Annotated in this window: 25 protein-coding genes; 9 read left to right on the top strand and 16 right to left on the bottom strand. The window is 71.0% G+C overall.

Translation table 11 applies throughout. The annotated features are described in order from the left end of the window. Positions 1-38: 38 nt before the first annotated feature. Positions 39-221, top strand: coding sequence for a hypothetical protein (locus ABZ806_RS31555; protein WP_500221080.1), 183 nt, complete (start codon positions 39-41; stop codon positions 219-221). Here ABZ806_RS31555 and ABZ806_RS31550 read toward each other — a convergent pair. Continuing rightward, complete coding sequence (locus ABZ806_RS31550) at positions 218-1177, bottom strand: helix-turn-helix transcriptional regulator (RefSeq protein ID WP_500221079.1); 960 nt, start codon at positions 1175-1177, stop codon at positions 218-220. The two genes, ABZ806_RS31555 and ABZ806_RS31550, sit on opposite strands and share 4 nt — an antisense overlap. Positions 1178-1228: 51 nt before the next feature. On the opposite strand from ABZ806_RS31550, the gene ABZ806_RS31545 reads away from it, so the two are divergent. After that, positions 1229-2377: an epoxide hydrolase family protein gene (locus ABZ806_RS31545; protein WP_500221078.1), complete on the top strand. Its 1149-nt coding sequence runs from the start codon at positions 1229-1231 to the stop codon at positions 2375-2377. A gap of 34 nt (positions 2378-2411) precedes the next feature. On the opposite strand, the gene ABZ806_RS31540 is transcribed toward ABZ806_RS31545, so the two are convergent. From ABZ806_RS31540 to ABZ806_RS31525, 4 genes are all read right to left on the bottom strand, one after another. Further along, positions 2412-3083, bottom strand: a complete 672-nt coding sequence (locus ABZ806_RS31540; protein WP_500221077.1) for a DNA alkylation repair protein — start codon at positions 3081-3083, stop codon at positions 2412-2414. Positions 3084-3130: 47 nt separating this feature from the next. Beyond that, on the bottom strand, positions 3131-3391 hold the full coding sequence (locus ABZ806_RS31535) for a hypothetical protein (protein WP_500221076.1): 261 nt from the start codon (positions 3389-3391) through the stop codon (positions 3131-3133). Beyond that, a complete protein-coding gene (locus tag ABZ806_RS31530; RefSeq protein WP_500221075.1) occupies positions 3369-3491 on the bottom strand; it encodes a hypothetical protein in 123 nt (40 codons plus the stop codon). The genes ABZ806_RS31535 and ABZ806_RS31530 overlap by 23 nt, the downstream gene beginning before the upstream one ends. 286 nt (positions 3492-3777) lie before the next feature. After that, on the bottom strand, positions 3778-4647 hold the full coding sequence (locus ABZ806_RS31525) for an NAD(P)H-binding protein (RefSeq protein ID WP_500221074.1): 870 nt from the start codon (positions 4645-4647) through the stop codon (positions 3778-3780). A gap of 83 nt (positions 4648-4730) precedes the next feature. Here ABZ806_RS31525 and ABZ806_RS31520 point away from each other — a divergent pair, with 83 nt between their 5' ends. Beyond that, the gene (locus ABZ806_RS31520; protein ID WP_500221073.1) at positions 4731-5468 is read left to right on the top strand and encodes a helix-turn-helix transcriptional regulator; all 738 of its coding nucleotides are present in this window, start codon (positions 4731-4733) and stop codon (positions 5466-5468) included. Here the strand turns inward: ABZ806_RS31520 and ABZ806_RS31515 are convergent. The 7 genes from ABZ806_RS31515 to ABZ806_RS31485 all read right to left on the bottom strand — a co-directional run bounded on the left by ABZ806_RS31515 (position 5465) and on the right by ABZ806_RS31485 (position 11155). Continuing rightward, positions 5465-5650, bottom strand: a complete 186-nt coding sequence (locus ABZ806_RS31515) for a DUF397 domain-containing protein (RefSeq protein ID WP_500221072.1) — start codon at positions 5648-5650, stop codon at positions 5465-5467. The two genes, ABZ806_RS31520 and ABZ806_RS31515, sit on opposite strands and share 4 nt — an antisense overlap. 86 nt (positions 5651-5736) lie before the next feature. Next, positions 5737-5922, bottom strand: coding sequence for a DUF397 domain-containing protein (locus tag ABZ806_RS31510; RefSeq protein ID WP_500221071.1), 186 nt, complete (start codon positions 5920-5922; stop codon positions 5737-5739). Then, complete coding sequence (locus ABZ806_RS31505; protein ID WP_500221070.1) at positions 5913-6725, bottom strand: helix-turn-helix domain-containing protein; 813 nt, start codon at positions 6723-6725, stop codon at positions 5913-5915. The genes ABZ806_RS31510 and ABZ806_RS31505 overlap by 10 nt, the downstream gene beginning before the upstream one ends. A gap of 544 nt (positions 6726-7269) precedes the next feature. Then, complete coding sequence (locus ABZ806_RS31500) at positions 7270-9012, bottom strand: DEAD/DEAH box helicase (protein ID WP_500221094.1); 1743 nt, start codon at positions 9010-9012, stop codon at positions 7270-7272. Positions 9013-9048: 36 nt separating this feature from the next. Next, positions 9049-9945, bottom strand: coding sequence for a zinc metalloprotease (locus ABZ806_RS31495; RefSeq protein ID WP_500221069.1), 897 nt, complete (start codon positions 9943-9945; stop codon positions 9049-9051). A 349-nt stretch (positions 9946-10294) separates the two neighbouring features. After that, positions 10295-10570 carry a DUF3039 domain-containing protein gene (locus tag ABZ806_RS31490; protein ID WP_500221068.1) on the bottom strand — a complete coding sequence of 92 codons (276 nt, stop codon included), beginning with the start codon at positions 10568-10570 and terminating at the stop codon, positions 10295-10297. 9 nt (positions 10571-10579) lie between these two features. Then, positions 10580-11155 carry a YqgE/AlgH family protein gene (locus ABZ806_RS31485; protein ID WP_500221067.1) on the bottom strand — a complete coding sequence of 192 codons (576 nt, stop codon included), beginning with the start codon at positions 11153-11155 and terminating at the stop codon, positions 10580-10582. A gap of 162 nt (positions 11156-11317) precedes the next feature. Between ABZ806_RS31485 and ABZ806_RS31480 the strand changes: the two genes are divergently transcribed. Then, positions 11318-11959: a hypothetical protein gene (locus ABZ806_RS31480; protein ID WP_500221066.1), complete on the top strand. Its 642-nt coding sequence runs from the start codon at positions 11318-11320 to the stop codon at positions 11957-11959. Between the two features lie 37 nt (positions 11960-11996). Here the strand turns inward: ABZ806_RS31480 and ABZ806_RS31475 are convergent, their stop codons facing one another. Further along, the gene (locus tag ABZ806_RS31475) at positions 11997-13400 is read right to left on the bottom strand and encodes an NAD-dependent malic enzyme (RefSeq protein WP_500221065.1); all 1404 of its coding nucleotides are present in this window, start codon (positions 13398-13400) and stop codon (positions 11997-11999) included. Positions 13401-13673: 273 nt separating this feature from the next. Beyond that, positions 13674-14633 carry a tetratricopeptide repeat protein gene (locus tag ABZ806_RS31470; protein WP_500221064.1) on the bottom strand — a complete coding sequence of 320 codons (960 nt, stop codon included), beginning with the start codon at positions 14631-14633 and terminating at the stop codon, positions 13674-13676. Between the two features lie 417 nt (positions 14634-15050). Here ABZ806_RS31470 and ABZ806_RS31465 point away from each other — a divergent pair, with 417 nt between their 5' ends. Continuing rightward, entirely contained in the window at positions 15051-16142 is a 1092-nt protein-coding gene (locus ABZ806_RS31465; RefSeq protein WP_500221093.1) for an ATP-binding cassette domain-containing protein, read from the top strand. Then, positions 16135-17439: a hypothetical protein gene (locus tag ABZ806_RS31460; protein ID WP_500221063.1), complete on the top strand. Its 1305-nt coding sequence runs from the start codon at positions 16135-16137 to the stop codon at positions 17437-17439. Before ABZ806_RS31465 ends, ABZ806_RS31460 begins: the two co-directional genes overlap by 8 nt. A gap of 58 nt (positions 17440-17497) precedes the next feature. On the opposite strand, the gene ABZ806_RS31455 is transcribed toward ABZ806_RS31460, so the two are convergent. Continuing rightward, positions 17498-17812: a DUF3817 domain-containing protein gene (locus tag ABZ806_RS31455; protein ID WP_500221062.1), complete on the bottom strand. Its 315-nt coding sequence runs from the start codon at positions 17810-17812 to the stop codon at positions 17498-17500. Positions 17813-17944: 132 nt separating this feature from the next. Between ABZ806_RS31455 and ABZ806_RS31450 the strand changes: the two genes are divergently transcribed. Next, positions 17945-18625: a DUF4230 domain-containing protein gene (locus ABZ806_RS31450; RefSeq protein WP_500221061.1), complete on the top strand. Its 681-nt coding sequence runs from the start codon at positions 17945-17947 to the stop codon at positions 18623-18625. A 163-nt stretch (positions 18626-18788) separates the two neighbouring features. On the opposite strand, the gene ABZ806_RS31445 is transcribed toward ABZ806_RS31450, so the two are convergent. Then, positions 18789-19988, bottom strand: a complete 1200-nt coding sequence (locus tag ABZ806_RS31445) for an acetyl-CoA C-acetyltransferase (RefSeq protein WP_500221060.1) — start codon at positions 19986-19988, stop codon at positions 18789-18791. Positions 19989-20096: 108 nt separating this feature from the next. Here ABZ806_RS31445 and mce point away from each other — a divergent pair, with 108 nt between their 5' ends. Both mce and ABZ806_RS31435 read left to right on the top strand, forming a co-directional pair. Beyond that, positions 20097-20531, top strand: a complete 435-nt coding sequence (gene mce / locus ABZ806_RS31440) for a methylmalonyl-CoA epimerase (RefSeq protein WP_131939206.1) — start codon at positions 20097-20099, stop codon at positions 20529-20531. 331 nt (positions 20532-20862) lie between these two features. Next, the gene (locus tag ABZ806_RS31435; protein WP_500221059.1) at positions 20863-22185 is read left to right on the top strand and encodes a DivIVA domain-containing protein; all 1323 of its coding nucleotides are present in this window, start codon (positions 20863-20865) and stop codon (positions 22183-22185) included. Positions 22186-22232 lie beyond the last annotated feature (47 nt).

Here is a 22232-nt window from a genome sequence, read left to right as displayed (position 1 = left end):
CGCCCTCAAGGACGGGGTCTCTACGCTGCAGGACTCCGATGAACGCCCACTGGCCCGCGCCGGGGTACGCGGCCGTGATGATCGCACTCGCCGCGTGCCTGCTCAGCCAGGCGGTCGTCATGGCGCGCTGCGGTCCGGCGGGCACGTCCGCCGGGCGGTCACCGATCCGGGCGCTCATCACCACCCCGGCGCGCGTCCTCCAGCGGAACGCCGACCGCTAGGGTCGCGTCGCCGTCGCCTCGATGAGGCGGGTGCCGAGCGCGCGGATGTGCTCGCGGAGTTCAAGCGGCTCCTCCACGTGGAACGGGACGCCGAGTTGCGCGACCCACATGGCGAGTTCGTCCAGTGAGTTGGATCCCGTGGTGAGGACGCACGCGCCGTCGCCCGCCGGCTCGACGACCGCCATGGTCGGTGGCATCCGGGCGGCGATGGCGTCCGCCGGGGCCTGCACCGTGAACCGGCCGCGGTAGCGGTACGGGGCCGCGGAGATCCCCTCGGAGATGTAGCGGACGAGGTCGCCGCCGGGCGGTTCGCGGGGCGCGAAGCGCGGCCCGTTGGGGGTGCGCAGGCGCAGCCGGTCGACGCGGAACGTGCGCCAGTCGTCCCGTCCGGGATCCCAGGCCACGAGGTACCAGCGGCGGCCCGAGTTCACCAGCCGGTACGGCTCGGCGGTGCGGCGCTGCGCGGTGCCGTCGTGGGACCGGTAGTCGAACCGCAGGCTCTCCCGGTCGCGGACGGCCGCGGCGATCGCGGTGAGCACGGCCGGGTCCACGCCCGCGGCGGCGCCCGTCAGCGGGACGGTGATCGACCGCAGGGCGCCGACCCGACTGCGGAGCCGGGACGGGAGGACCCGTTCGAGCTTGGCGAGGGCGCGGACGGAGGTCTCCTGGATACCCGCCACGTCGGAGACCGCGGCGGTGCCCAGCCCGATGGCGACCGCGACCGCTTCGTCGTCGTCGAGCAGCAGCGGCGGGAGCCCGTTCCCGGCGCCGAGCCGGTAACCGGGTGCGCCCGCCGTGGCGTGCACGGCGTATCCGAGTTCGCGCAGCCGATCGACGTCGCGGCGGATCGTGCGGGGCGAGACGCCGAGCCGTTCGGCCAGCTCGGCGCCGGGCCAGTCCCTGGGGGTCTGCAGCAGCGACAGCAGCCGCAGCAATCGTGCCGAGGTTTCCAGCATGGCGGTCATCCTAGGACAGAAGTCGTCCTAACCCGGATCTAGCGTGGAGACATGAGCAACGACGACACGCGAATCCACCGCTTCGAGATCGACGTCCCGCAGGCGCAGCTGGACGACCTGCGCAGCCGGCTGGCGGCGACCCGGTGGCCGGACGAGCTGCCCGGTGCGGGCTGGTCCTACGGGGTGCCCGTCGGGTATGCGAAGAAGCTCGCCGAGCACTGGCGGACCGGGTTCGACTGGCGGGCCGCCGAGGCGCGGTTGAACGCCTTTCCGCAGTACACGACGGTGATCGACGGGCAGAACGTCCACTTCCTGCATGTCCGCTCTCCCGAGCCGGGCGCGCTGCCCCTGATCGTCACGCACGGCTGGCCCGGTTCGGTCGCCGAGTTCCTGAAGATCATCGGACCGCTGACCGACCCGGTGGCGCACGGCGGTGACGCCGCCGACGCGTTCCACGTCGTCGTCCCGTCCATCCCCGGGTTCGGCTTCTCCGGGCCCACCACCGAGACCGGCTGGGACCTGGAGCGGGTCGCGCGGTGCTGGGCGACCCTGATGGACCGCCTCGGCTACGAGCGCTACGGCGCCCAGGGCGGCGACAGCGGATCGGTCATCTCGCCGATGCTCGGCCGCGCCGCGCCCGGCAACGTCGCCGGCGTGCACGTGAACGGCGCGCTGGGGTTCCCGACGGGCGACCCGGCCGAGTTCGAGGGGCTGACCCCCGCCGAACTCGCCCGGCTCGGCCAGTACGAGGACCAGGACAGGGCCGGCTACGCGATCATCCAGGCGACTCGTCCGCAGACGCTCGCGTTCGGGCTGCACGACTCCCCCGCGGCACAACTGGCGTGGATCGCGGAGAAGTTCAAGGAATGGACGGACCCGGCCCGCGAACTCCCCGAGGACGCGGTGGACCTCGACCAACTGCTCACCAACATCAGCATCTACTGGTTCACCCAGACCGCCGCCTCGGCCGCGCGCCTCTACAAAGAGGGCCAGAAGGGCTGGGGAGCGGTGACCGAATACTCGGCCGTGCCGCACGGTGTCGCCGTCTTCCCCGGTGACGGCGGTGTCCGGCGCATCGCGGAACGCGAACACAACGTCGTGCACTGGTCAGAGCACGACCGCGGCGGCCATTTCGCGGCCATGGAAGCCCCCGACCTGCTCGTCAACGACATCCAGACCTTCTTCCGCCCCCTTCGCTGACCCCGGGCATCGACTTGCGCCGCCGCGAAACTCCTTACTTGTCGTGGCGGCGGCGCACGATCTCGGTGATCCAGGTGGGCGCGAACGGAGAAGTGCAGCCGGGTGGGGTCGGGTAGTCCTTGAGCACTTCCAGACGTTCACCGATGCCGATGGCACGGGCGCGGTACTCGGCGTGGTCGATCCCGATCTGAGCCAGGCAGTGGTTCATCGCCCACTGCAGGCGCTCCGGGGCGTCCTTCATCTCAGCCTCGATGGCGTCGAGCAGGCCGGCGAGGTCGAGAACATCAGGTTTCTTCGTCACGCGTTCGGTGGTGAGCGCCCAACCGGCGCTCGCCACCACTGCGTCCGGATCGGCGAACCAGGCCAAGCGCAACTCCTCCGAGTGCGGGCTCTTCTTCACCACGTAGTTGACGAGCCAGTCGTGCACCTTGGGCGTGCGGGCCTCACGCAGCATGGCGTCCAACTCGTCCCGCCCGAACGCCTTCGGACGGCAGATGAGAATCGCCAGCAGCCTCGCCGCGCTATCGCCCGCCTCCCAGAGACGACACGCGAGTTCCTGCTGCGTCTTCAACCGCTTGGCGAGCGCCCGCAGCTTGCTCAGATTCACGCCGTGATCGTCACCGTGCTTCTCGTTCACGGCGCGCATCTTCGGGTCCTCAAGGCCGGCCAACTCGGCCATAACCTCGTCCAACACCACAGCAACCATCCCAGTCACCTACCCCTCCTCACCCGACGACGGCCTGCCGAGCGTGCTCAAGCCGCGATCAGCTTCACCAAGACTTCGCGTCTACTCGAGGGCGCCTCGCGCAGGACCTTTCTCGCGCGCAGCAGGGCATCCACATCCGCCGCAGCGGCGGCCACCTCCGCAGCAACCGAGTCGATCTTCCCGAGCCCGGCATCGGCCAGCCGGCGGGAAACGTGCGCCCAGGAGTACAGCTTGACCCGACTACCGCGATGAATCATCGGGAACGGAAAGTTTCCAGGCCCGCGCTCACCGGTCGCCGTGCTCGTCACCGGACAGCTGACCATCACCGCGACGCGAGTACAGCCGCTCCGCGGCCTCCTCAAGGTCGCCGACCGGCCCGACGTCCAACTCGAACCAGTAGATGCTCATCAGCCCTCCTCCTCTTCCTGTCGTGCGGTCACCTTGGCATCATGCTGCCGCATCCGCCTCCGGATCTTCTGTGCCTCATGTTCGTCGACGTCGGGGGTTCCGTTGATGGAGAACGGAGGAGCACGGCGAGCAGCGCGGCGCGGGCGACCTCGGCCGTCCGCACCGCCGCTGCACCGCTGCATTCCACCCCGGTAACCGCTGCTGCTCGCCAAAAAGGCGGCGAACATCGCAGCGGGCGGCCCGTGGTGGGCCGCCCGCCGTTGGTGAGCCTGATGGGGTGAGGGCGTCAGAGGGCTGGGACGAGTTCGTCTCGGAGCCATCCGCGCAGCTGCGTGGGCGTCGTGGTGATGTTGGAGCGGTCCTGCTCGGGGACGAACCCGTCCCGCAGCCCTGTCGACATGCCGAGCAGGGCATCCGCCGTCGCCGGCGGCATCCCGAGTTGGAGGTACTGCTCGCGCATGCGCTCGTCGGGGATCTGCTCGACGCGCACTTCGTGCCCGAGTTCTTCGGTGAGGATCGAGGCGACCTGCGCCCACGACAGGTCCTCGGGGCCGTGAACGGCCTGGACACGGCGTCCGGTCCACTCGAGGCTGAGCAGCGTGAGTGCGGCCACCTCGGCGATGTCTCGCGGGGCGACCCAGCTCATCGAGCTGTCGATCGGCTGCACGGTCCGCAGATGGCCGGCTTTCACCGACTCGATGTCATAGAGCAGGTTGGTGAAGAAGTAGCCGCACCGCAGGTGCGTGACGTCCACGTCGAGGCGGTCGAGCGCGACCTCGGTGGCGGCAAGACCGTCGATCTCACCGGCGCCGTGACGCTTCTCGGCGCCGACGCTGCTCTGAAAGACCACCCGCCCGATGCGGTTTCTCTCGACTGCCGCGGTAATGGCCTCTGTCGCGCGGGCGTAGTCCGCGAGCGGATCCGCCGACTCGGTGGGCGGGTCCACCCAGTAGACGGCATCGACGCCGGCGGTCGCAGCGACCACCTGGTCCGGCTCGCGCGAGTCGGCCTCGACGATGTCGACATGCGCGGCCAGGCCAGGGGGGATGTTCTGCGGGTGACGGGCTAGCAGCAGTGGCCTGGCGCCGGCCCGGATGAGCATCGACGTCAGGTGGTGCCCTACATGGCCTTGGGGTGTCGTGACAGCGATTCGCACGGGGTTCCCTCCTCGGGTCTGTCCTGCCACGCTAGGAGGGGATGCGGCCCGATCCTGGCCGCATCTTGGTCGATCATGGATTGATGGAGTCACCGTCGACACGCTCGCTGCAGTTGCTGGCTCTACTCCAGTCTGGCCGGGAGTGGACCGTTCGCGAACTGGCCATCCAACTGCGGGTCAGCGAACGGACCGCGCGCCGTGACGCGATGCGCCTTCGTGACCTGGGGTACGACGTGCGCTCTCGTCCCGGACCCGGCGGCGCCTATCAGTTGCGGCCGAGCATGAAGATCCCACCGCTGCTACTCAGCCCGGACGAGGTCTCGACCATCATCACGAGCCTGCTGGTCCTTGAGTCGTGGGCGCCCGACGACACGTCCGTCGCTGCTGCCCGAGCCAAGCTTGAACAGGTGCTCCCACCCAGCCTGCGCCAACGAGCGGCAGCGACCGCACTCTCCACACAGATCCTGATCAAGACGCCGGCACCCGTGGACTGGGAACTCATCGGCACGCTTGCTGACGCTGTCGCAACCGGCGCTCGTCTCCGTTTCGTCTACACGGACCAAGACTGCCGCGAATCACGCCGAACGGTCGAGCCCTATCGGCACATCCTTCGCCAGCAGCACTGGTACCTCATCGGCTACGACCTCGATCGCGATGGCTGGCGCCTGTTCCGACTCGACCGGGTCCAGACGCCTATAGCGATCTCCGGGCCGCACCAGCTTCACGAGTTCCCGTTCAAGTCAATCGAGCACTGGCTCACAAGCAACTTCGGCTCGTCGAGCCCGTCACCTCCGATCAACGTCTCCGATCAGTACAGCTAGGCGTTCTTGAGGGCCTGGGTCAGGTCGCGGAGGGATCGGAGGGTGAGGAGGAGCTTCGGGCCCTGGGGGTCCTTGCTGTCACGGATCGCGACGGTGCCGGCGACGCGGGCGAGTTCGACGCAGTCGCCGCCGTTGTTGGAGCTACGGGACGCCTTGCGCCACTTGGCGGTGCTCAGGTCCATTACTACGACCACCTTCAGGGAGCCATGTGGGGGGCCGGGGGGAGGGACGCCCTCGTCGTGGGGGGGGAGGGCGTCCCCTTGTGCTGCTAGGCGTTCTTGAGGGCGCGGGTCAGGTCGCGGAGGGATCGGGGGGTGAGGAGCAGCTTGGGGCCCTCGGGGTCCTTGCTGTCACGGATCGCGACTGTGTCGGCGATGCGGGCGAGTTCAACGCAGTCGCCGCCGTTGCCGGAGCTCCGGCTGGACTTGCGCCACTTGGCGGTGCTCAGGTCCACTTCTCCTTTGCCACCTTTGCTATCAGGTCGAGGGACTGGTCCACCGGGTAAGCGGCGGACTGAATGGACGCGAACAGCTTGGTGAGCCGATTGATTTCTAGGCGATCGGTGGTGGTGTCGCCGCTGATCGCGTTGTCTTTGTACCCTACCTCGCTTCCATCCGGAAGGGTTCCGATGGCGAAGGCGCCTCTGGTCCCTTCGTGCAGACGCAGCGGGGCGATCTGGATGCGGACGAGGCGTGACGAGACCGCCAGTAGGTGCTGAAGCTGCTCCCGCATCACCTCGGGGTCCCCGGTGCCGCGGTGGAGCACACTCTCGTCCATCACGTACATCAGGTGCGGTGGGGACTCGTCGGCCAGTATGTCCTGCCGGGTCAGACGGACCTCGAGGGCGGCCTCGTCGTCATCGAGCACGTGGGCGGCGTAGGCGGGGGTCTGGAGGAGTCCGGGGACGACCAGAGGTTGATAGCTCCGGATCGCGTCGAACTTCGGTTCCTGCATGGCCCAGTCGACGAACCAGACCGGGACGGCGTTGGTGCCCTTGAAGAGGCCGTCCCACAGGTGGGTCAGGGCCTCGCGGGTGTCGAGAACCCGGTCGCCGTGGACGGCCAGGAGCCGGTCGGGGCGGGACTCGCCGCGCTCCACGGTTCCGATGGTGCTCTTCGAGTACGGGGCGCTGTCTTGGATCCGCTCGCAGAAGGCCGCGATGCTCAGTCCGGCGGCCTCGCGGTAACGCCGGAGCTCGGAGCCGAAGAGCGCGTTCGGTGACTCCCAGGGGCGTAGATCGTTCGGGCGTTGCCCCATTCCCTCTCCTTCCAACTTGCACGGCCGGGGATGACCGGCCATGTGCGGCTGCTGTCCTGGGGATGCACGGAGCTTGAACACTCATCGCGCTTTTGCCACTCCATAGCGTGACACAGAAGCAATGATTTAGCCACCGGATTTCGCAATAGAATGCCGTTCTGACGGCCGTTTACAGTGATCGGTTCGAGACTGGCTGCGGAGGCGAGTGCAATCGCGCTAAATTCCCCCGCGCGCGCCAGAGACCGCTCGGGAGTGCATTTCGAACGTCTTTCCTCAGCACGCCCTAGAGCCGACTACATCACACGTACGGTCGTCATCGAATTGGTGACGACCCTCTACAAGCATGCTCATCCCTGTACGTCGTCTACTGAAAGACGGTCCGCCCTAGCGGAGGTGGAGGATCGCTCCGACGAACAACGTGTCGTCCAAGCCCGGGTGCCCGCTCCCTAGAGGGAGGTGGAAAAACATGTGTCCTCGGCTGGGCGAGCAAGGGCCCACGTGACCACGGACGCGCGTGACCACGGACGTGCGAGGACCTATCCGGTCAGTGGCGGCGCTTGGCGGCCCAGTCGCGGATCTTGGCTATGCGTTCGCGGATCTCGGCGGCGCTGGCCTGGGGGACGGGCGGGCCGCCGCAGGCGCGGCGCAGCTCGTTGTGGATGACGCCCTGCGGCTGGCCCGTGCGGTGGTTCCAGGCGTTGACCAGGCCGTTCAGCTCGCGGCGCAGGGTGGCTATGTCCTCGGCGGCGGTGCGGTCCGTGCGGGGGTCGCCGGTCTTGCGCTTGCGTTCGCTGGCTATCTGGGCCGCCTGGCGCTTGCGGAGCAGCGCCGACACCTGGTCGGGTTCCAGGAGGCCGGGGATGCCCAGGTACTCCTCCTCTTCGGCGGAGCCCGGCTGGGCGTTCATGCCGAATTCGCCGCCGTCGTAGAGGACGCGGTCGAATGTCGCCGACGCCTCCACGGTCTCGAAGGGGAGTTCTTCGCCTACGTCAGGATTGTCCTGTTTGCGGTTGGCCTCGGCCAGGAGGTCGTCGTCCAGGCCGTCCTCCCGGACGGGACGGTCCAGGACGTGGTCGCGCTCCTCCTCCATTTCGGAGGCGTGGCCCATGAGGGTCGGCACCGACGGCAGGAAGACCGACGCTGTCTCGCCCCGTTTGCGGGCTCGGACGAAGCGCCCGATCGCCTGCGCGAAGAAGAGGGGTGTGCTGGTCGAGGTGGCGTAGACCCCTACCGAGAGGCGCGGGATGTCCACGCCCTCCGACACCATCCGGACCGCGACCATCCAGCGGTCCTCGGTGTCGGCGAACTTCTTGATCTTCTTGGACGCGGTCGGGTCATCCGACAGCACGATGGTCGCGCTCTGGCCGGTGACCGCCTTGAGCATCCCCGCGTAGGCGCGGGCCGTCTCGTGGTCGGTGGCGATGACCAGGCCGCCCGCGTCCGGGATGACGCGGCGCAGTTCGGTGAGGCGGCGGTCGGCGGCGGCCAGGACCTGCTTGATCCAGTCGCCCTTCGGGTCGAGCGCGGCGCGCCACGCCTGGGCCATCTGGTCCTGGGTGAGCGGCTCGCCCAGGGTCGCGGTGATCTCGTCGCCGGCACGGGTGCGCCAGCGCATCTCCCCCGCGTACGCCAGGAAGATCACCGGGCGGACGACGCCGTCGGCCAGGGCGGGGCCGTAGCCGTAGGTGTAGTCGGCCTGGCTGCGGCGGATGCCGTCCGGGCCCTCCTCGTACTGGACGAACGGGATCGGGTTGATGTCCGTCCGGAACGGGGTGCCCGAGAGGGCGAGGCGCCGGGTCGCGGGCTCGAACGCCTCGCGCACGGCGTCGCCCCACGACAGGCCGTCGCCCGCGTGGTGCACCTCGTCGAAGACGATGAGGTGCTTGCGCGACTCGGTGCGGTTGCGGTGCAGCGCCGGACGGGCCGCGACCGTGGCGTAGGTGACGGCGACGCCGTGGAAGTCCTTGCCGATGGGGCCGTCGCTGTTCTGCCACTCCGGGTCGATCTTGATGCCGACGCGGGCGGCGGACTCGGCCCACTGCCGCTTCAGGTGCTCGGTCGGGCACACGACCGTGATCGCCTGGATGGTCCGGCGCTCCAGCAGCTCGCGGGCGAGGCGGAGCGCGAACGTCGTCTTGCCCGCGCCGGGCGTCGCGACGGTGAGGAAGTCGCGCGGGCCGGGTTCGGAGCCGTCCGTCCCGAAGTAGGCCTCCAGCGCCTGCTGCTGCCAGGCGCGCAGGGACGACGCCGTCCCCCAGGCGGCCCGTTCGGGGAACGCGGGGGGCATGCTCGATGCGGCGAAGGTGCTCACGGTCATTGAAGGCTACCGAGCCGCACCGACAGTTCGTGCCCCGGTCGGCTCGGCTGTGCGCAGATCCACACGGTGCCCGCCCTGCCTCCGGGACCGGTAGGCCGCCCAGGACGCCCGGATGCGGCGGCCCTGACCTGCGGTGAAGGCGCGCATGCACGAGTCGTGGGCGTAGTCCATGAAGTTGTGGACCGGATCATCGCCCCGCTGCGGGCAGGTGTCGCGGGAGTGCGGGCAGCCCTGCGCCGGCTCCGCCTCGTACGGGGTGTCGGCCACCCCGTCGCCCGGCGGGACGCAGCCGCCCTCGAACGTGTGCAGCAGGCCGAGCCAGTGCCCGATCTCGTGGACGGCCGTGTACCCGCGGCTGAACGGCCCGTACGAGCCGCCCGGCAGGCTGCGGTAGTCGACGACCACGCCGTCCATGCGCGGGGCGTCCGCGTACCACTGCGGGAACGTGGAGAAGCCGAGGACGTCCGACCCGGCGGCGGCCGTGTAGACGTTGAGCGTGCCGCGCCCGCCCTTGCGCAGGTGCTTCTTCATCGCGCGCTCGTGGCGCTCCGGGGCGTGGAACCAGGCCGCGTTGTCCGTCCGGTCGAGGCCGGTCAGCCGGAACCGCACGCGGGTGTCGACGCCGCCCTTCCTGCCCCCGTACGCGGCGTTCAGTGTGGAGATCTGGCGCTTGACGGCCTTCTTCGACAGCCGTCCGCTCCGCCCGCTGTGGACGACGTGGAACCGCACGGGGACGACGAGGCGCCGCGCCATCCGCCGGGACGCGTCGAGCCGCCCCTCGTCGGACGTCCCGAACCGGTCGAGGAGCGTGCGGCGGAGGTCGGCGAGCATGCCGACGACCCGGTCGTGGCCGAGATCGGCCCGGTCGCGCGGGTGGACGGTCCGGGCGTTCGCGTGGTGCACGCAGTCGCCGTCCCGCGCGGCGGCAGCGGACCACGCTGCGGAACCGGACCGCGCGGCGGCACCGTCCCGTGCGGCCGAACCGTCCCGTGCGGCGGCCGATGCGGGGCGGACCCGCGGCCGGTCACCCGTCGCACCCGGAACAACGCACACCGTAGTCAACAGTGCGCATAGCGAAACCCCGGCCAGCCGCCGCATTCATCCCCCGTATGTCAGAAGCCCGCAGGTCAGAGGGCTCGTATGTCAGAAGTCGTGTCAGAAGTACGGGGTCCCGCGGTATGCCCCCACCGCGGGACCCGGAAGCGCGCAGCCCGAAACGGCGGCGCGCCGCCCGCCGCGTCTCAGCGGCGGGTCACTCGCCCTTGCCGCCCTTGTCGCCCTTGCCGCCCGACTGCATGGACTCGTAGATCTCCTTGCACTCGGGGCAGACCGGGTACTTCTTCGGATCCCGGTTCGGCACCCAGACCTTGCCGCACAGCGCGATCACCGGCGTGCCGGTCACCGCGCTCTCGGTGATCTTCTGCTTCTTCACGTAGTGGGCGAACCGCTCGTGGTCGCCGTCACCGTGCGAGAGGTCCGGCCGGACATCCTGCTGGGTGTCGCTCTCGGGAAGGATCTTCGTACTCACGTCTTCACCTTAGTTCAGCGTGGGGTCGTCGGGGAAAGTGGAGACGAACGCCAGATCGCCGCCCTGCCTGCGCAGAACGTCCGGCCAGAGGCGCTCGGGGTCGGCGGCGAACACGTCCCCGGCCTCGGCGGGCACCAGGTACCACGAGCCGTCCTGGACCTCGCCGAGCAGCTGCCCCGCCGACCAGCCCGCGTATCCGGCGAACACCCGCAGCTGCAGCAGCTCCGCCGCGAGCAGCCCCGGCGGGGCCTCGAGGTCGACCACGCCGACCCGCGCGACCTCCGCGCCGCCGTCCAGGGCGCGCCAGCCGAGCGGTTCGTCCTCGCCGGGGAGGCGGGCCAGGGCGAGCGGGTGCTCCAGCGCGACGGGGCCGCCCTGGAACACCACGGCGGGCCCGGTCGCGAGATCGCCCCACGGCGGGAGCACCCGGTCGACGGGAACCTCGGTCGGCCGGTTGAGGACAACCCCGAGCGTCCCGCCCCCGACATCGTGCTCGACCAGCAGGACGACGCTGCGGCGAAAGTTCGGATCCTCCAGCTGAGGGGTCGCCACCAGCAGGAGCCCCACCCTGATGCCGTCTTCCATGGGTTCCATCATGCGTTGCGCGGACCTCCGGCGGCACGCCCCCTCGCTCGTTAGCCTGTTACGCATTCCTATCGATGGGGATATCGGCACCACAAGGTCCTGGGTTAAGAATGATCTAGGATCATCGGCCATCCGCTTGGTGCGCGCCGGGAGGACAGCGGAATGCAGTTGCCCAGGGTCATCATCGCCGCCGTGTTCATCGTGATCGGCGCGCTGATCGCCATCCCGGCGTTGTTCAAGTCGGACGGATCGGCGGAGCCCACCGCGTCCACCGCGTCCGCGAGCCCGAGCGCGTCGAGCACCGGCAAGTCGCCGCCGGCGTCGGCCACGCCCACCAGGTCCGGGACGCCGAAGGCGCCCGCGCGGCCGGTCACCGCCAGCATCGGCGCGGTCTCGTGCCCCGAGCGCACCGTGCACGTCAAGATCCGCAACACCGGGACGCAGACCGAGGACTTCTCCGTCGAGCGGGACGACGGCGGCGCCGCCGAGCCCGGCCAGATCCGCCCGGACACCACCCGGACGGTCTCGGTCAAGCTGCGCGAGGACCGCCGCACCGACCTCGCGGTCACCTGGGCGAACAAGCGCATCGAGACCAGGACCGTGAAGGCGAACTGCAAGAAGGCGGCTGCGGGCGCGCCGACCGAGACGCCGCCGAGCAACCTGCCGCACACCGGCCCGGACACCGTCCTGTGGGCGCGCGCCGCGACAGGCGTCGGCATCATCCTCACCGGCGCGATCATCTTCTGGTACGGCGGGATCTGGCCCCGCCGCCGCGAGAAGATGTTCGTCGGCGAGAAGGACTGACCAAAGGCTCCGGCCGGCCCCGACCGGCCCGCGTCGGCTAGGCCTCGGTGCGGGGGCGGCCGCCGGCGGCCTCGCGGACGGCGCCGGCGACGCGGGTCGCCACGTCCGGGTGGAAGACGCTCGGGATGATGTAGTTGGGGCCGATCTCCTCCGGGGTGACGACCTCGGCGAGCGCGGTGGCGGCGGCGGCCAGCATCTCCATGGTGACGACGTCGGCCTGCGCGTCCAGCAGGCCGCGGAAGACGCCGGGGAACGCCAGCACGTTGTTGATCTGGTTGGGGTAGTCGCTGCGGCCGGTGGCGACGACGGCGGCGTGCTCGCGGGCCTCGTCCGGGGCCACCTCGGGCTCGGGGTTGGCGAGCGCGAACACGATCGCGTCGTCGTTCATCGTCGCGATGTCGTCGCCGTTCAGGATGCCGGGGGCGGAGACGCCGATGAACACGTCGGCGTCCTTCACCGCGCCGCGCAGGTCGCCCGCGTAGCCGGACGCGTTGGTGTGCTCGGCGATCCAGCGGAGCGAGTCGTCCAGGTCGTCGCGGCCCTTGTGGACGGCGCCGAGGTAGTCGCACACGATCAGGTCGCGGGCGCCCGCGTGCATCAGCAGCTTCAGGATCGCGGTGCCCGCGGCGCCCGCGCCCGCCATCGTGATGCGGACGGAGCCGAGGTCCTTGCCGACGACGCGCAGCGCGTTGGTCAGCGCCGCCAGCACGCAGATCGCGGTGCCGTGCTGGTCGTCGTGGAAGACGGGGATGTCGAGCAGTTCGCGCAGCCGGGCCTCGACCTCGAAGCAGCGCGGCGCGGAGATGTCCTCCAGGTTGATGCCGCCGAACGCGGGCGCGAGGATCTGGACGGTCCGGACGATCTCGTCGGTGTCCTGCGTGTCGAGGCAGATCGGCCACGCGTCGATCCCGGCGAACCGCTTGAACAGGGCGGCCTTGCCCTCCATGACGGGCAGCGCCGCCTCCGGGCCGATGTTGCCGAGGCCGAGCACCGCGGACCCGTCGGTGACGACGGCGACGCTGTTGCGCTTGATGGTCAGCCGCCGGACGTCCTCGGGGTTGCGGGCGATGGCGAGGGAGACGCGGGCGACGCCCGGCGTGTAGGCCATCGACAGTTCGTCGCGGTTGCGCAGCGGCACCTTCGACTGCATCTCGATCTTGCCGCCGAGGTGCATCAGGAAGGTCCGGTCGCTGACCTTGTGGATCTTGACGGACTCGATGCCCTCCAGCGCCCCGGCGATCGCCTCGGCGTGCTGGGTGTCGCGGGTGGCGATCGTCACGTCGATGCGCAGGGTCTCGTGGCCGGCGGTGTTGACGTCGAGGGCCGTGACGACGCCGCCGGCGTTCTCGACGACCTGGGTGATCTGGCTCACGGCCCGGCCGCCGGCCGGGACCTCCAGCCGGACGGTGATGGAGTACGACACGCTCGGCACGCTCGCCACGACGACTGCTCCTTGCTGCTCCGGGTGGTTCTCGTCCCGGTGCGCCGCCCGCGGGCACGGGCGGCCTCATGATGTCGATCGCCGGGATATCGGTCACCGGGAAGTCGGTCACGAGGTTGCGGAGCCGCGGATCGGCGGGGCCGGCCGCATGTAAGTGCTGCATGCGGGCCGTCCGGGCACGGTCATCTCATCGAGCATACGCGGAACATCGCGGCCGGGTGTCCCGATCGCCCCGGCTCGTTCCCACCGAACGGCCGGGGACGGAACCGCGGGTCAGAACAGGGCGGACTGCAGGCCGCGGCGGGCCCGGCCGATGCGCGGGTCGTCCGGCGGCAGCAGCTCGAACAGCGACAGCAGGTGCTTGCGCACGGTGTCGCGGTCGTCGCCCGCGCTGCCGCGCACGGCCGCCAGCAGCCGGTCGAACGCCTCGTCGATGCGGCCGGACACCATCTCCACGTCGGCCGCGCTGATCTGGGCCTGGACGTCACCGGGCTTGGCGGCGGCGTCCTGCAGCGTGCGCTCGGGGTCCAGCGAGCCGACGCGCAGGCTCAGCTCGACGAGGGCGAGGCCCTGCTTGGCCTGGCCGTCCCTCGGGTTGCCCGCGAGGAGCCGCTCGAACGCGGTCTTGGCGGCGGGCAGGTCACCGCGCTGCAGGGCGTCCTCGGCCTCGGCGTAGACGGGGTCCACGGCGGGGGCGGGCGCGGCGTCGGCCGCGGGCTGCTCGCCCTCGGGGGCGTCCGGCAGGATGCCCTCCTTGCGCAGCGCGTCGAAGAGCTGGTCGATGGCCTCGCGGACCTGCGGTTCGGGCGCGGCGCCGTTCAGGAACGGCAGCAGCTGCCCGGCGACGACCGCCGCGACGAACGGGATGCCGCGCACGCCCATCTGCTGCATGTAGGCGGCGAGCTGCGGGTTCGCGTCGATGTCGACCTTCGCGAGCACCCACTGGCCGGCGGCCTCGCCGGCCAGCTTCTCCAGGATGGGGCCGAGCTGCTTGCACGGCCCGCACCACTCCGCCCAGAAGTCGACGAGGACGGGCACGGACTGCGACCGCTCCACGACCTCGGTGTTGAAGGTCTCGTCGGTGACGTCCACGACGTACTGGCCGGCGGCGCCGCCCGCGCCCGCCGGCGCGCCACCGCCACCCTGGGCGCGGCGTTCCTGCTGCTTCCTTGTGGCCGCCTGGCGCGCCCCCAGGTCGATGGCCCCGTGCAACGAAAAGTCCCGAGAAGACATGGGTCCATCCTGCCCCATGACCGCACCGCGCCGTGCGTCCGTACGCTCCCAGCGGAGCGCGCCGCCGGGGCCGGACGTCCGGCACATCCCACTCCATCCCCTAAACCGGGAATTGTCGGCCTTTCTTGAATTCTCCGCTTCGGCGCGGAAGGCAAAGAATCCAGACGCGCCGCTGTAAAGGCAAAAAGATTGCTGACAGCCATCACCAAGCCCGGTTATAGTCAGGTTGTCGATGCATCGCGGCCGGGCAAAAGCGGCCGGTGCCCGCCGTGCGGCGGGCCGGTCCGGCGGAGCACCGCGTGGCGGGTTGGGGGACCCGAGGCCACCGGAGCCTCCGTGCCGGTGCCGCGACCGCATGACGAGCAACGGGGGGAAACACTTGTGATCGCGGATCATTCCGTGATCGTGGCCCGAGGAATGGGTGTCCGCCGCGGGGGGCGGTGGCTCCTGCGCCCGGTGACCTTCGGCGTACCCGAAGGCGTGGTCGGCTTGGCCGGACCACCTGGCGCCGGTAAATCCACTCTGCTGGCCACGTTCGCGACCTTGCGCAGGCCGAATGCCGGCCTGCTGCGCATTCTCGGACATGACATATCGAACGCCGCCGGGCTGCGCGCCGCGCGGGCCGGGATCGGCTACCTGCCGGCCCGGTTCTCCCGCGCCGAGAACATGACGGCCGGCGAGTTCGTCGCCTACGCGGCGTACTACAAGCGGCAGAGCGCGTCCGCCGCGCGCTGCATGCTGAAGCGGCTCGACCTCGCCGACGCGGCCGGGACGGAGCTGGCGCTGCTGCCGCCGGAGGTCCGGCTGCGCGCCGGGCTCGCCGCCGCCTGCGTCCACGAGCCGAGCGCGGTGCTGCTGGACGACCCGTTCGGCGCGCTGTGCGCCGCCGCCGAGCCGTGGCCCGGCGGCGCCGACGGCCCCGGCCGGTCCACGCTGACCGCCGCGATGTCGGAGCTGATCCCGGTGCTGCGCACGCTGGCGCCGACGGTCGTGGTGACCGCCGACGCCACCGAGACGCTCACCGGCTGGTGCGACCGCCTCTTCACGCTCGCCCGCGGCCGGCTGACCGAGCAGCCCACCCACTCGTCCGCCGCCCGGCGCGGCCGCACCGCCGCCGACCGCCGCGGCGCCGCCGCCCCCGACCCGCAGCACATCGGCGCGCTCGACCGCGAGGGCGTCGGCGCACTCACCCGCCAGCACACCGGCACACCCGACCGGCAGAGCGCCGGCACGCCCGGACAGCAGCCCGGCAGCGCGCCCGGACAACAGCCCGCCGACACGCTCGACCGGCAGCGCACCGACACGCCCGACCTGCAGAACGCCCCGGCGCCCGAACAGCAGCGCGGCGGGGCGCCCGGGCAGCAGCGCGGCGGGGGGCCGGAGCGGCAGAGCGTCCCCGGGCCGGATCGGCGGGGGGACGGTGTCGTGGGGCGGCGGCGGAAGAGGCGGGTCGGGCGGCCGGCGCTGCCGCGGTTCCCGCTGCCCGCCGGAAGCGCCACCGGTGTCTGACCTCGGGCGGGTGCTCCGGCTGGACGCCCGTCGCACGGCGCTGCTGGTGGCGGTGCCGGTCCTCACCGCGGTCGGGACGGCGGCGGCGCTGCCGGCGCTCGTCCGCTCCGCCGCGTACTGGGACAACACGGTCGTCGCGCTGGTCAACGCCGTCCGCTTCCTCGGGCCCGTCGCCGCCGGGCTGGCGGCGTGGGCGGCGGTCCGCGAGCGCCCGCTGGACTACCTGCGCGACCTCACCGCGCGCTCGCCCGCCACGGGCGCGCTGCTCGACCTGCTGCTGCTGTCCTCGGCGGCGCTGGTCTCCTACACCGCGGTGACGGCGCTCGTCGTGGCCGTGACGCTGGCGCAGGCGGAGGCCGGGCACCCGCATCCGCTGGGCGCGATCGCGGGGGCGGGCGCACTCGTCCTGCACGTCGTCGCGGGATACCTGCTGGGACGGGTCGTCCCGCACCGCGCGACGGCGGCCCTGGTGTTCGGTGCGACCGCGATGTGGGCGGCCGCGCGCATCCCCGGCGTGTCGTGGTGGAGCCTGCTGCCCCCGGCCGCGTTCCCCCGCATCGACCTGTTCACCACGCTGCGCCCCCGCGTGTTCGCCGACCAGGTCCTCTGGACGGCGGGCCTGACGGCGGCGCTGATCCTCGGCTACGTGCTGTGGGCGACGCGGCGGTTCCTGCTCGTCCTGCCGCTGGCCGCCGCACTGGCCGCGACCGGGTCCGCCACGCTGGGCCTGTACGGCTCCGACGGCGGGACGGTCCGCGCCGCGCCCGCGCCCCCCGCGTGCCGGCAGTGGCCGGTGACCATCTGCGTGCATCCGGCGCTGCGGGACGCGCTGCCCGAGCTGACGGCGGCGGTCGTCCCGCTCGCCGCGCGGCTGAACGGCACGCCCGGCGAGTTCACGGCGGTGCGGCAGCGTCCGGCATGGGCGCCGGTCTCAGTAGTGGACGGCGTCGCCACCGTCCACGTCGACGAGAACCTCTCCCCCGGGTACGCGGCGAAGGTCGTCCGGCAGATCAGCGGTGCGCTCAAGGATCCCCGCGCATGCGCATCCCCCGACGGTTACGGCGCGATGATCCAGGCGTGGCTGGTCGGCGACGATCCCCCGTCCGTCACCGACGACCGCGCGGCCCGCCGGTTCGCGTCCTGGACCGAGCACCAGCGCCGCGCGTGGCTGCGCCGCCACTTCACCGAGTACCAAACCTGCACCCTCGGCGCCGCGGACTTCCGCGCGGCGAAGAAGCACCGCACGACCGAGAGGTCCCTCCGCCGGACGCTGGACCGCGCGAGTTCCCCCGGGTGAAGGTTTCCCCTGCGTGGCCGCGGCTGCCACCCCCAGCAGCCCGCGGCCACGCAGAAGCTCAGACCCGTCCGGCCGGCTGCGGCTCGGCGGCGGGCGTCGGCGGCCTGGTCCAGTAGCGCTCCACGAGGAACGGCGCCACCGGCAGTACGGCGGCGGCGAGCGCGAGGACCGTGCGCTTGAGGTCCCAGCGGAGCTGCTCGCGGACGAGGAACACCATGCCGACGTAGGCCATGAACAGGACTCCGTGCAGCGGCCCCATCAGCTGGACGCCCACCGGCGCGTCCGCCCCGTACTTCAGCGGCATCGCGACCAGCAGGAGCAGCAGGAACGAGATCGCCTCCGCGACGGAGACGAACCGGAAAACACGAATCATGTCCACGCCCCGCTCAACGGGCCGTCCTCACCTGGGGTTTCGTCCGGGCCTATGGCCTTGATCACACCGGCGTCCACGCCGACCTCACCGGCTCGCCAGGTATTGGGCGGAGATGCCGGGAATGCTTGGTGCATGGCTCGCCCCCAACCGAAGAACGACGCGCCCCCCAAGCCCTCCCGGCGCGGCCTGCTCACCCCGCTCGTGCTGATCGTCGCGACCATCGCGCTGGTGCTGGTCGCGCAGCGGGCGCTGCACGGGCTGCCGGGCTGGCTGAACCCGTTCGGCGTCGAGACGAAGGACCGCAGCGGGCCCGTCCTGCTGAAGTCGATCCGCGACCTGCACCGCTACGAGGCGGCGAGCGGCAGCTTCCAGGTCGTCGTGGACCTGGAGAAGGACGCCAAGTTCCTGCCCGCCTCGCTGCGCGGCAAGCGCACGCTGTTCGTCGGCAACGGCACCGTGGACGCCTACGTGGACTTCTCCGGGCTCGGCTCGGGCGCCGTCAAGGTCGACGAGGACCGCACGGCCGCCACGATCACCCTCCCGCACGCCCAGTTGGAGAACACCAACCTCGACCCGAAGACCAGCTACGTCTACGCCACCGAACGCGGCCTCATCGACCGCTTCGGCGACTTCTTCAGCAGCAACCCGAACAACCAGCAGCAGCTCTACGTGCTGGCGTCCCAGAAGATCCAGTCCGCCGCGCAGCAGAGCAACCTGGCGCGCCAGGCCGACGCCAACACGAAGTCGATGCTGGAGAACATGCTCAAGGCCCTCGGCTTCAAGACCGTCACGATCAAGCCGACGGCTCAATAGGCGTCACTGACCTCAGCCACTGCCCCGGCCACGCAACAACCCACACCATCGCGATCGCGTCCGAAGGCAGGTTCGAGCTTGCGAGAACCTGATCGCGCAGCGAGCCGCAAGGCGAGCCAGAGCGATGCCAGCGATCGCCAGTGTGCCGACTGGTTCCGAGCCGCTAGGCGAGGGTTCGGGTCGGAACACGCAGAATCAACGCGTCGCCTTGGCCGCCGCCGCCGCAGAGGCCGGCGGCGCCGGTGCCGCCGCCGCGGCGCTTCAGCTCGTAGGCGAGGTGCAGGGCGATGCGGGCGCCGGACATGCCGACCGGGTGGCCGAGCGCGATGGCGCCGCCGTTGACGTTGACCTTCTCGGGGCCGACGCCGAGGTCGCGCATCGACTGGATGCCGACGGACGCGAACGCCTCGTTGATCTCGATGAGGTCGAGGTCGTCGACGGTCAGGCCCGCCTTGCCGAGCGCGTGCCGGATCGCGTTGGACGGCTGGGACTGCAGCGAGTTGTCGGGCCCCGCGACGTTGCCGTGCGCGCCGATCTCGGCGAGCCAGGTGAGGCCGAGCTCCTCGGCCTTGGCCTTGGACATGACGACGACGGCCGCGGCGCCGTCGGAGATCTGCGAGGACGAGCCGGCGGTGATCGTGCCGTCCTTGGCGAAGGCGGGACGCAGCTTGGCGAGGCCCTCGGCGGTGGTGTCGCCGCGCACGCCCTCGTCCTTGGCGAACACGATCGGGTCGCCCTTGCGCTGCGGGATCTCGACGGGGGCGATCTCGTCGTCGAACACGCCGTTCTTGATGGCCTCGGCGGCGCGCTGGTGGGAGCGGGCGGAGAACTCGTCCTGCTCCTCGCGGGAGATGCCGAGCTTGGCGTTGTGGTGCTCGGTCGACTCGCCCATGGCGATGCCGTCGAACGCGTCGGTGAGCGCGTCGTAGGCCAGGTGGTCGAGGACCTCGATCGAGCCGTACTTGTAGCCGCCGCGCGACTTCGGCATCAGGTGCGGGGCCTGGGTCATCGACTCCATGCCGCCCGCCACGACGATGTCGAACTCGCCCGCGCGGATGAGCTGGTCGGCGAGCGCGATCGCGTCCAGCCCGGACAGGCACACCTTGTTGATCGTGATCGACGGGACGCTCATCGGGATGCCCGCCTTGACCGCCGCCTGCCGGGACGGGATCTGCCCCGCGCCGGCCTGCAGCACCTGGCCGAGGATCACGTACTGCACCTGGTCGCCGGAGACCCCGGCCCGCTCCAGCGCCGCCTTGATCGCGTGCGCGCCGAGGTCGGCCGCGGAGAAGTCCTTCAGCGAGCCCAGCAGGCGTCCGATGGGGGTGCGCGCGCCTGCGACGATCACGGACGTGGCGGTCATGATGGGGGCCCTCCAGGTGGTGCTGCGGCGACGTTTGCCACCATACCCAGGGGAACGCCGTCCGGTTCCGTTCGCCCCCGCCTGGCCCCCCTAGTAGGGAGAAAGCCCATGCTGACCCGTATCGACCACATCGGCATCGCCTGTCACGACCTCGAGGCGACCGTCGAGTTCTACAAGGCGACGTACGGTTTCACCGACGCGCACTTCGAGGTGAACGAGGAGCAGGGCGTCCGGGAGTGCATGCTCAAGATCAATGAGACGGGGGACGGCGCGGCGAGCTACCTGCAGCTGATCGAGCCGATCCGGGAGGACTCGGCCGTCGCCAAGTGGCTGGCGAAGAACGGCGAGGGCGTCCACCACATCGCGTTCGGCACGGACGGGACGGTCGAGGGCGAGGCGGCCGCCATCGCGGGCAAGGGCGTGCGGGTGCTGTACGACGCGCCGCGCAACGGGTCCATGGGATCCTTGATCAATTTTTTGCACCCCAAGGACTGCCACGGCGTGCTGACCGAGCTCGTGCAGAAGCGCCGCGACGCGGAATGATCTTGCCCGGCGGGCGCGCCGGCGGGCGGGCCCGGATCGTGACGTGTTCGATATCACGGTCACGGGCGGTCGACCTTGGACCGCCGCTCTGTGACCATTCGGACACATCTGGTGCATTTGCCCACCGGGTACCTGGGCACCTTCAACACGGCCGAACACGCCAACAAACCGGACATTCCACGCAGCGCGTCAAGATGAGCCCCCAACACGGCAGTGTCCGGAGTACGCTTCACCCACCGGAAGAGGTCCTGGGGCACTGCGCCCGTTCATGTCAGGCGTTCAACCGGTCCCCGGAACCACCCGTAGCCCCGTCACATCAGGATTGAGCCACATGCAGTCCGACATCGACGCCCAGCTCAGCAACTTCTTTGAAGACACGCCCCCGCGCGAGTTCGACGTGGTGCTTCGCGGCTACGACCGGCACCAGGTCGACGAGCACATCAAGCAGCTCGACAACGAGGTGCGGCAGACCCGCGAGCAGACCAGCGCCCTGCAGCGGGAGCTGTCGGACGCGCACCGTCAGCTGCAGGAGCAGGAACGACCCACCTACTCCGGTCTCGGCGCCCGCATCGAGCAGCTGCTGCGGCTCGCCGAGGAGCAGGCGACCGAGCTGGTCCAGGCGGCCCGCTCCGAGGCGAACGAGATCAAGGCCGCGGCCAAGGTCGACGCCGCCGAGCAGCGTGCCACCGCCGAGAACGACGCCGCCGAACTGCGCGCCAACGCCCAGCGCGAGGGCGACGACATGCGCAACGCGGCCGAGCGCGAGGCCGAGGAGGTGCGCACCTCCGCCCACCGCGAGGCCGACGAGCTGACCTCGACGACCGAGCGGGAGGTCGCCAAGCTGCGCGCGACCGCCGACCACGAGGTCGCCGAGAAGCGGGCGGGCGCCGAGCGCGAGATCGCCAAGCTGCGCACCACCACCGAGCGCGAGGTCGCGCAGCTGCGCGCGTCCACCAAGCGCGAGCGGGACGAGATCCTCACCACGGCCAAGCGGCAGGCCGACGAGATGCGCGCGCAGGCCCAGCGCATCCTGGAGGAGAGCGAGGCCCAGCGCGCCCAGGCCGAGGCCGAGTTCGAGATCCAGCTGGCCGCCCGCCGCGAGGAGGCCGACCGGCAGGACGCCGAGCGGCACTCCGCCGCGCAGGCCGCCACCCAGAAGCTGGTCGCCGAGGCCGAGCAGCGCGCCGCGTCCGCCGAGCAGCGGGCCGGGAAGGCCACCCAGCAGGCCGACCAGACCCGGCGCGAGGCCGACTCGCACGCCAAGCAGCTGATGGCCAACGCGCGCAAGAACTCCGACAACGTGATCGCCGAGGCCAAGGCGCAGGCCGAGCAGCTGCTCGCCGAGACCAAGGCCGAGGCCGACCGCGTCCGGACGGCGGCGCAGCGCCAGGTCGACGAGCTCACCCGGCAGCGCGACAGCATCACCAGCCACCTCAACCAGCTGCGCCAGCTCATCGGCGGCGTCGCGCCGACGATGGGCAGCGAGCCCGAGCTGGCCGCGCCCCCGGAGAAGGCCGCCATCCCCGCCGCCGAGCCCAAGCCGGCCCCGGCCCAGCCGAAGCAGCAGCCGCCGGCCGCCGCCAAGGCCGCGCCCGCCAAGCAGGGCCCGGGCAAGAAGCCCGACGAGGACGACGAGGACTGGTGGCAGGAGTGAGTTCCTGAGACCGGCGTCGAGGAAAGCCTGGAGGCGAGGAAACGCCT

This window comes from Spirillospora sp. NPDC047418 (assembly GCF_040643275.1).
Taxonomy (GTDB): Bacteria; Actinomycetota; Actinomycetes; order Streptosporangiales; family Streptosporangiaceae; genus Spirillospora.
Note: the sequence above shows the minus strand (reverse complement) of the source record. Positions and strands in the feature narration are given on the sequence as shown.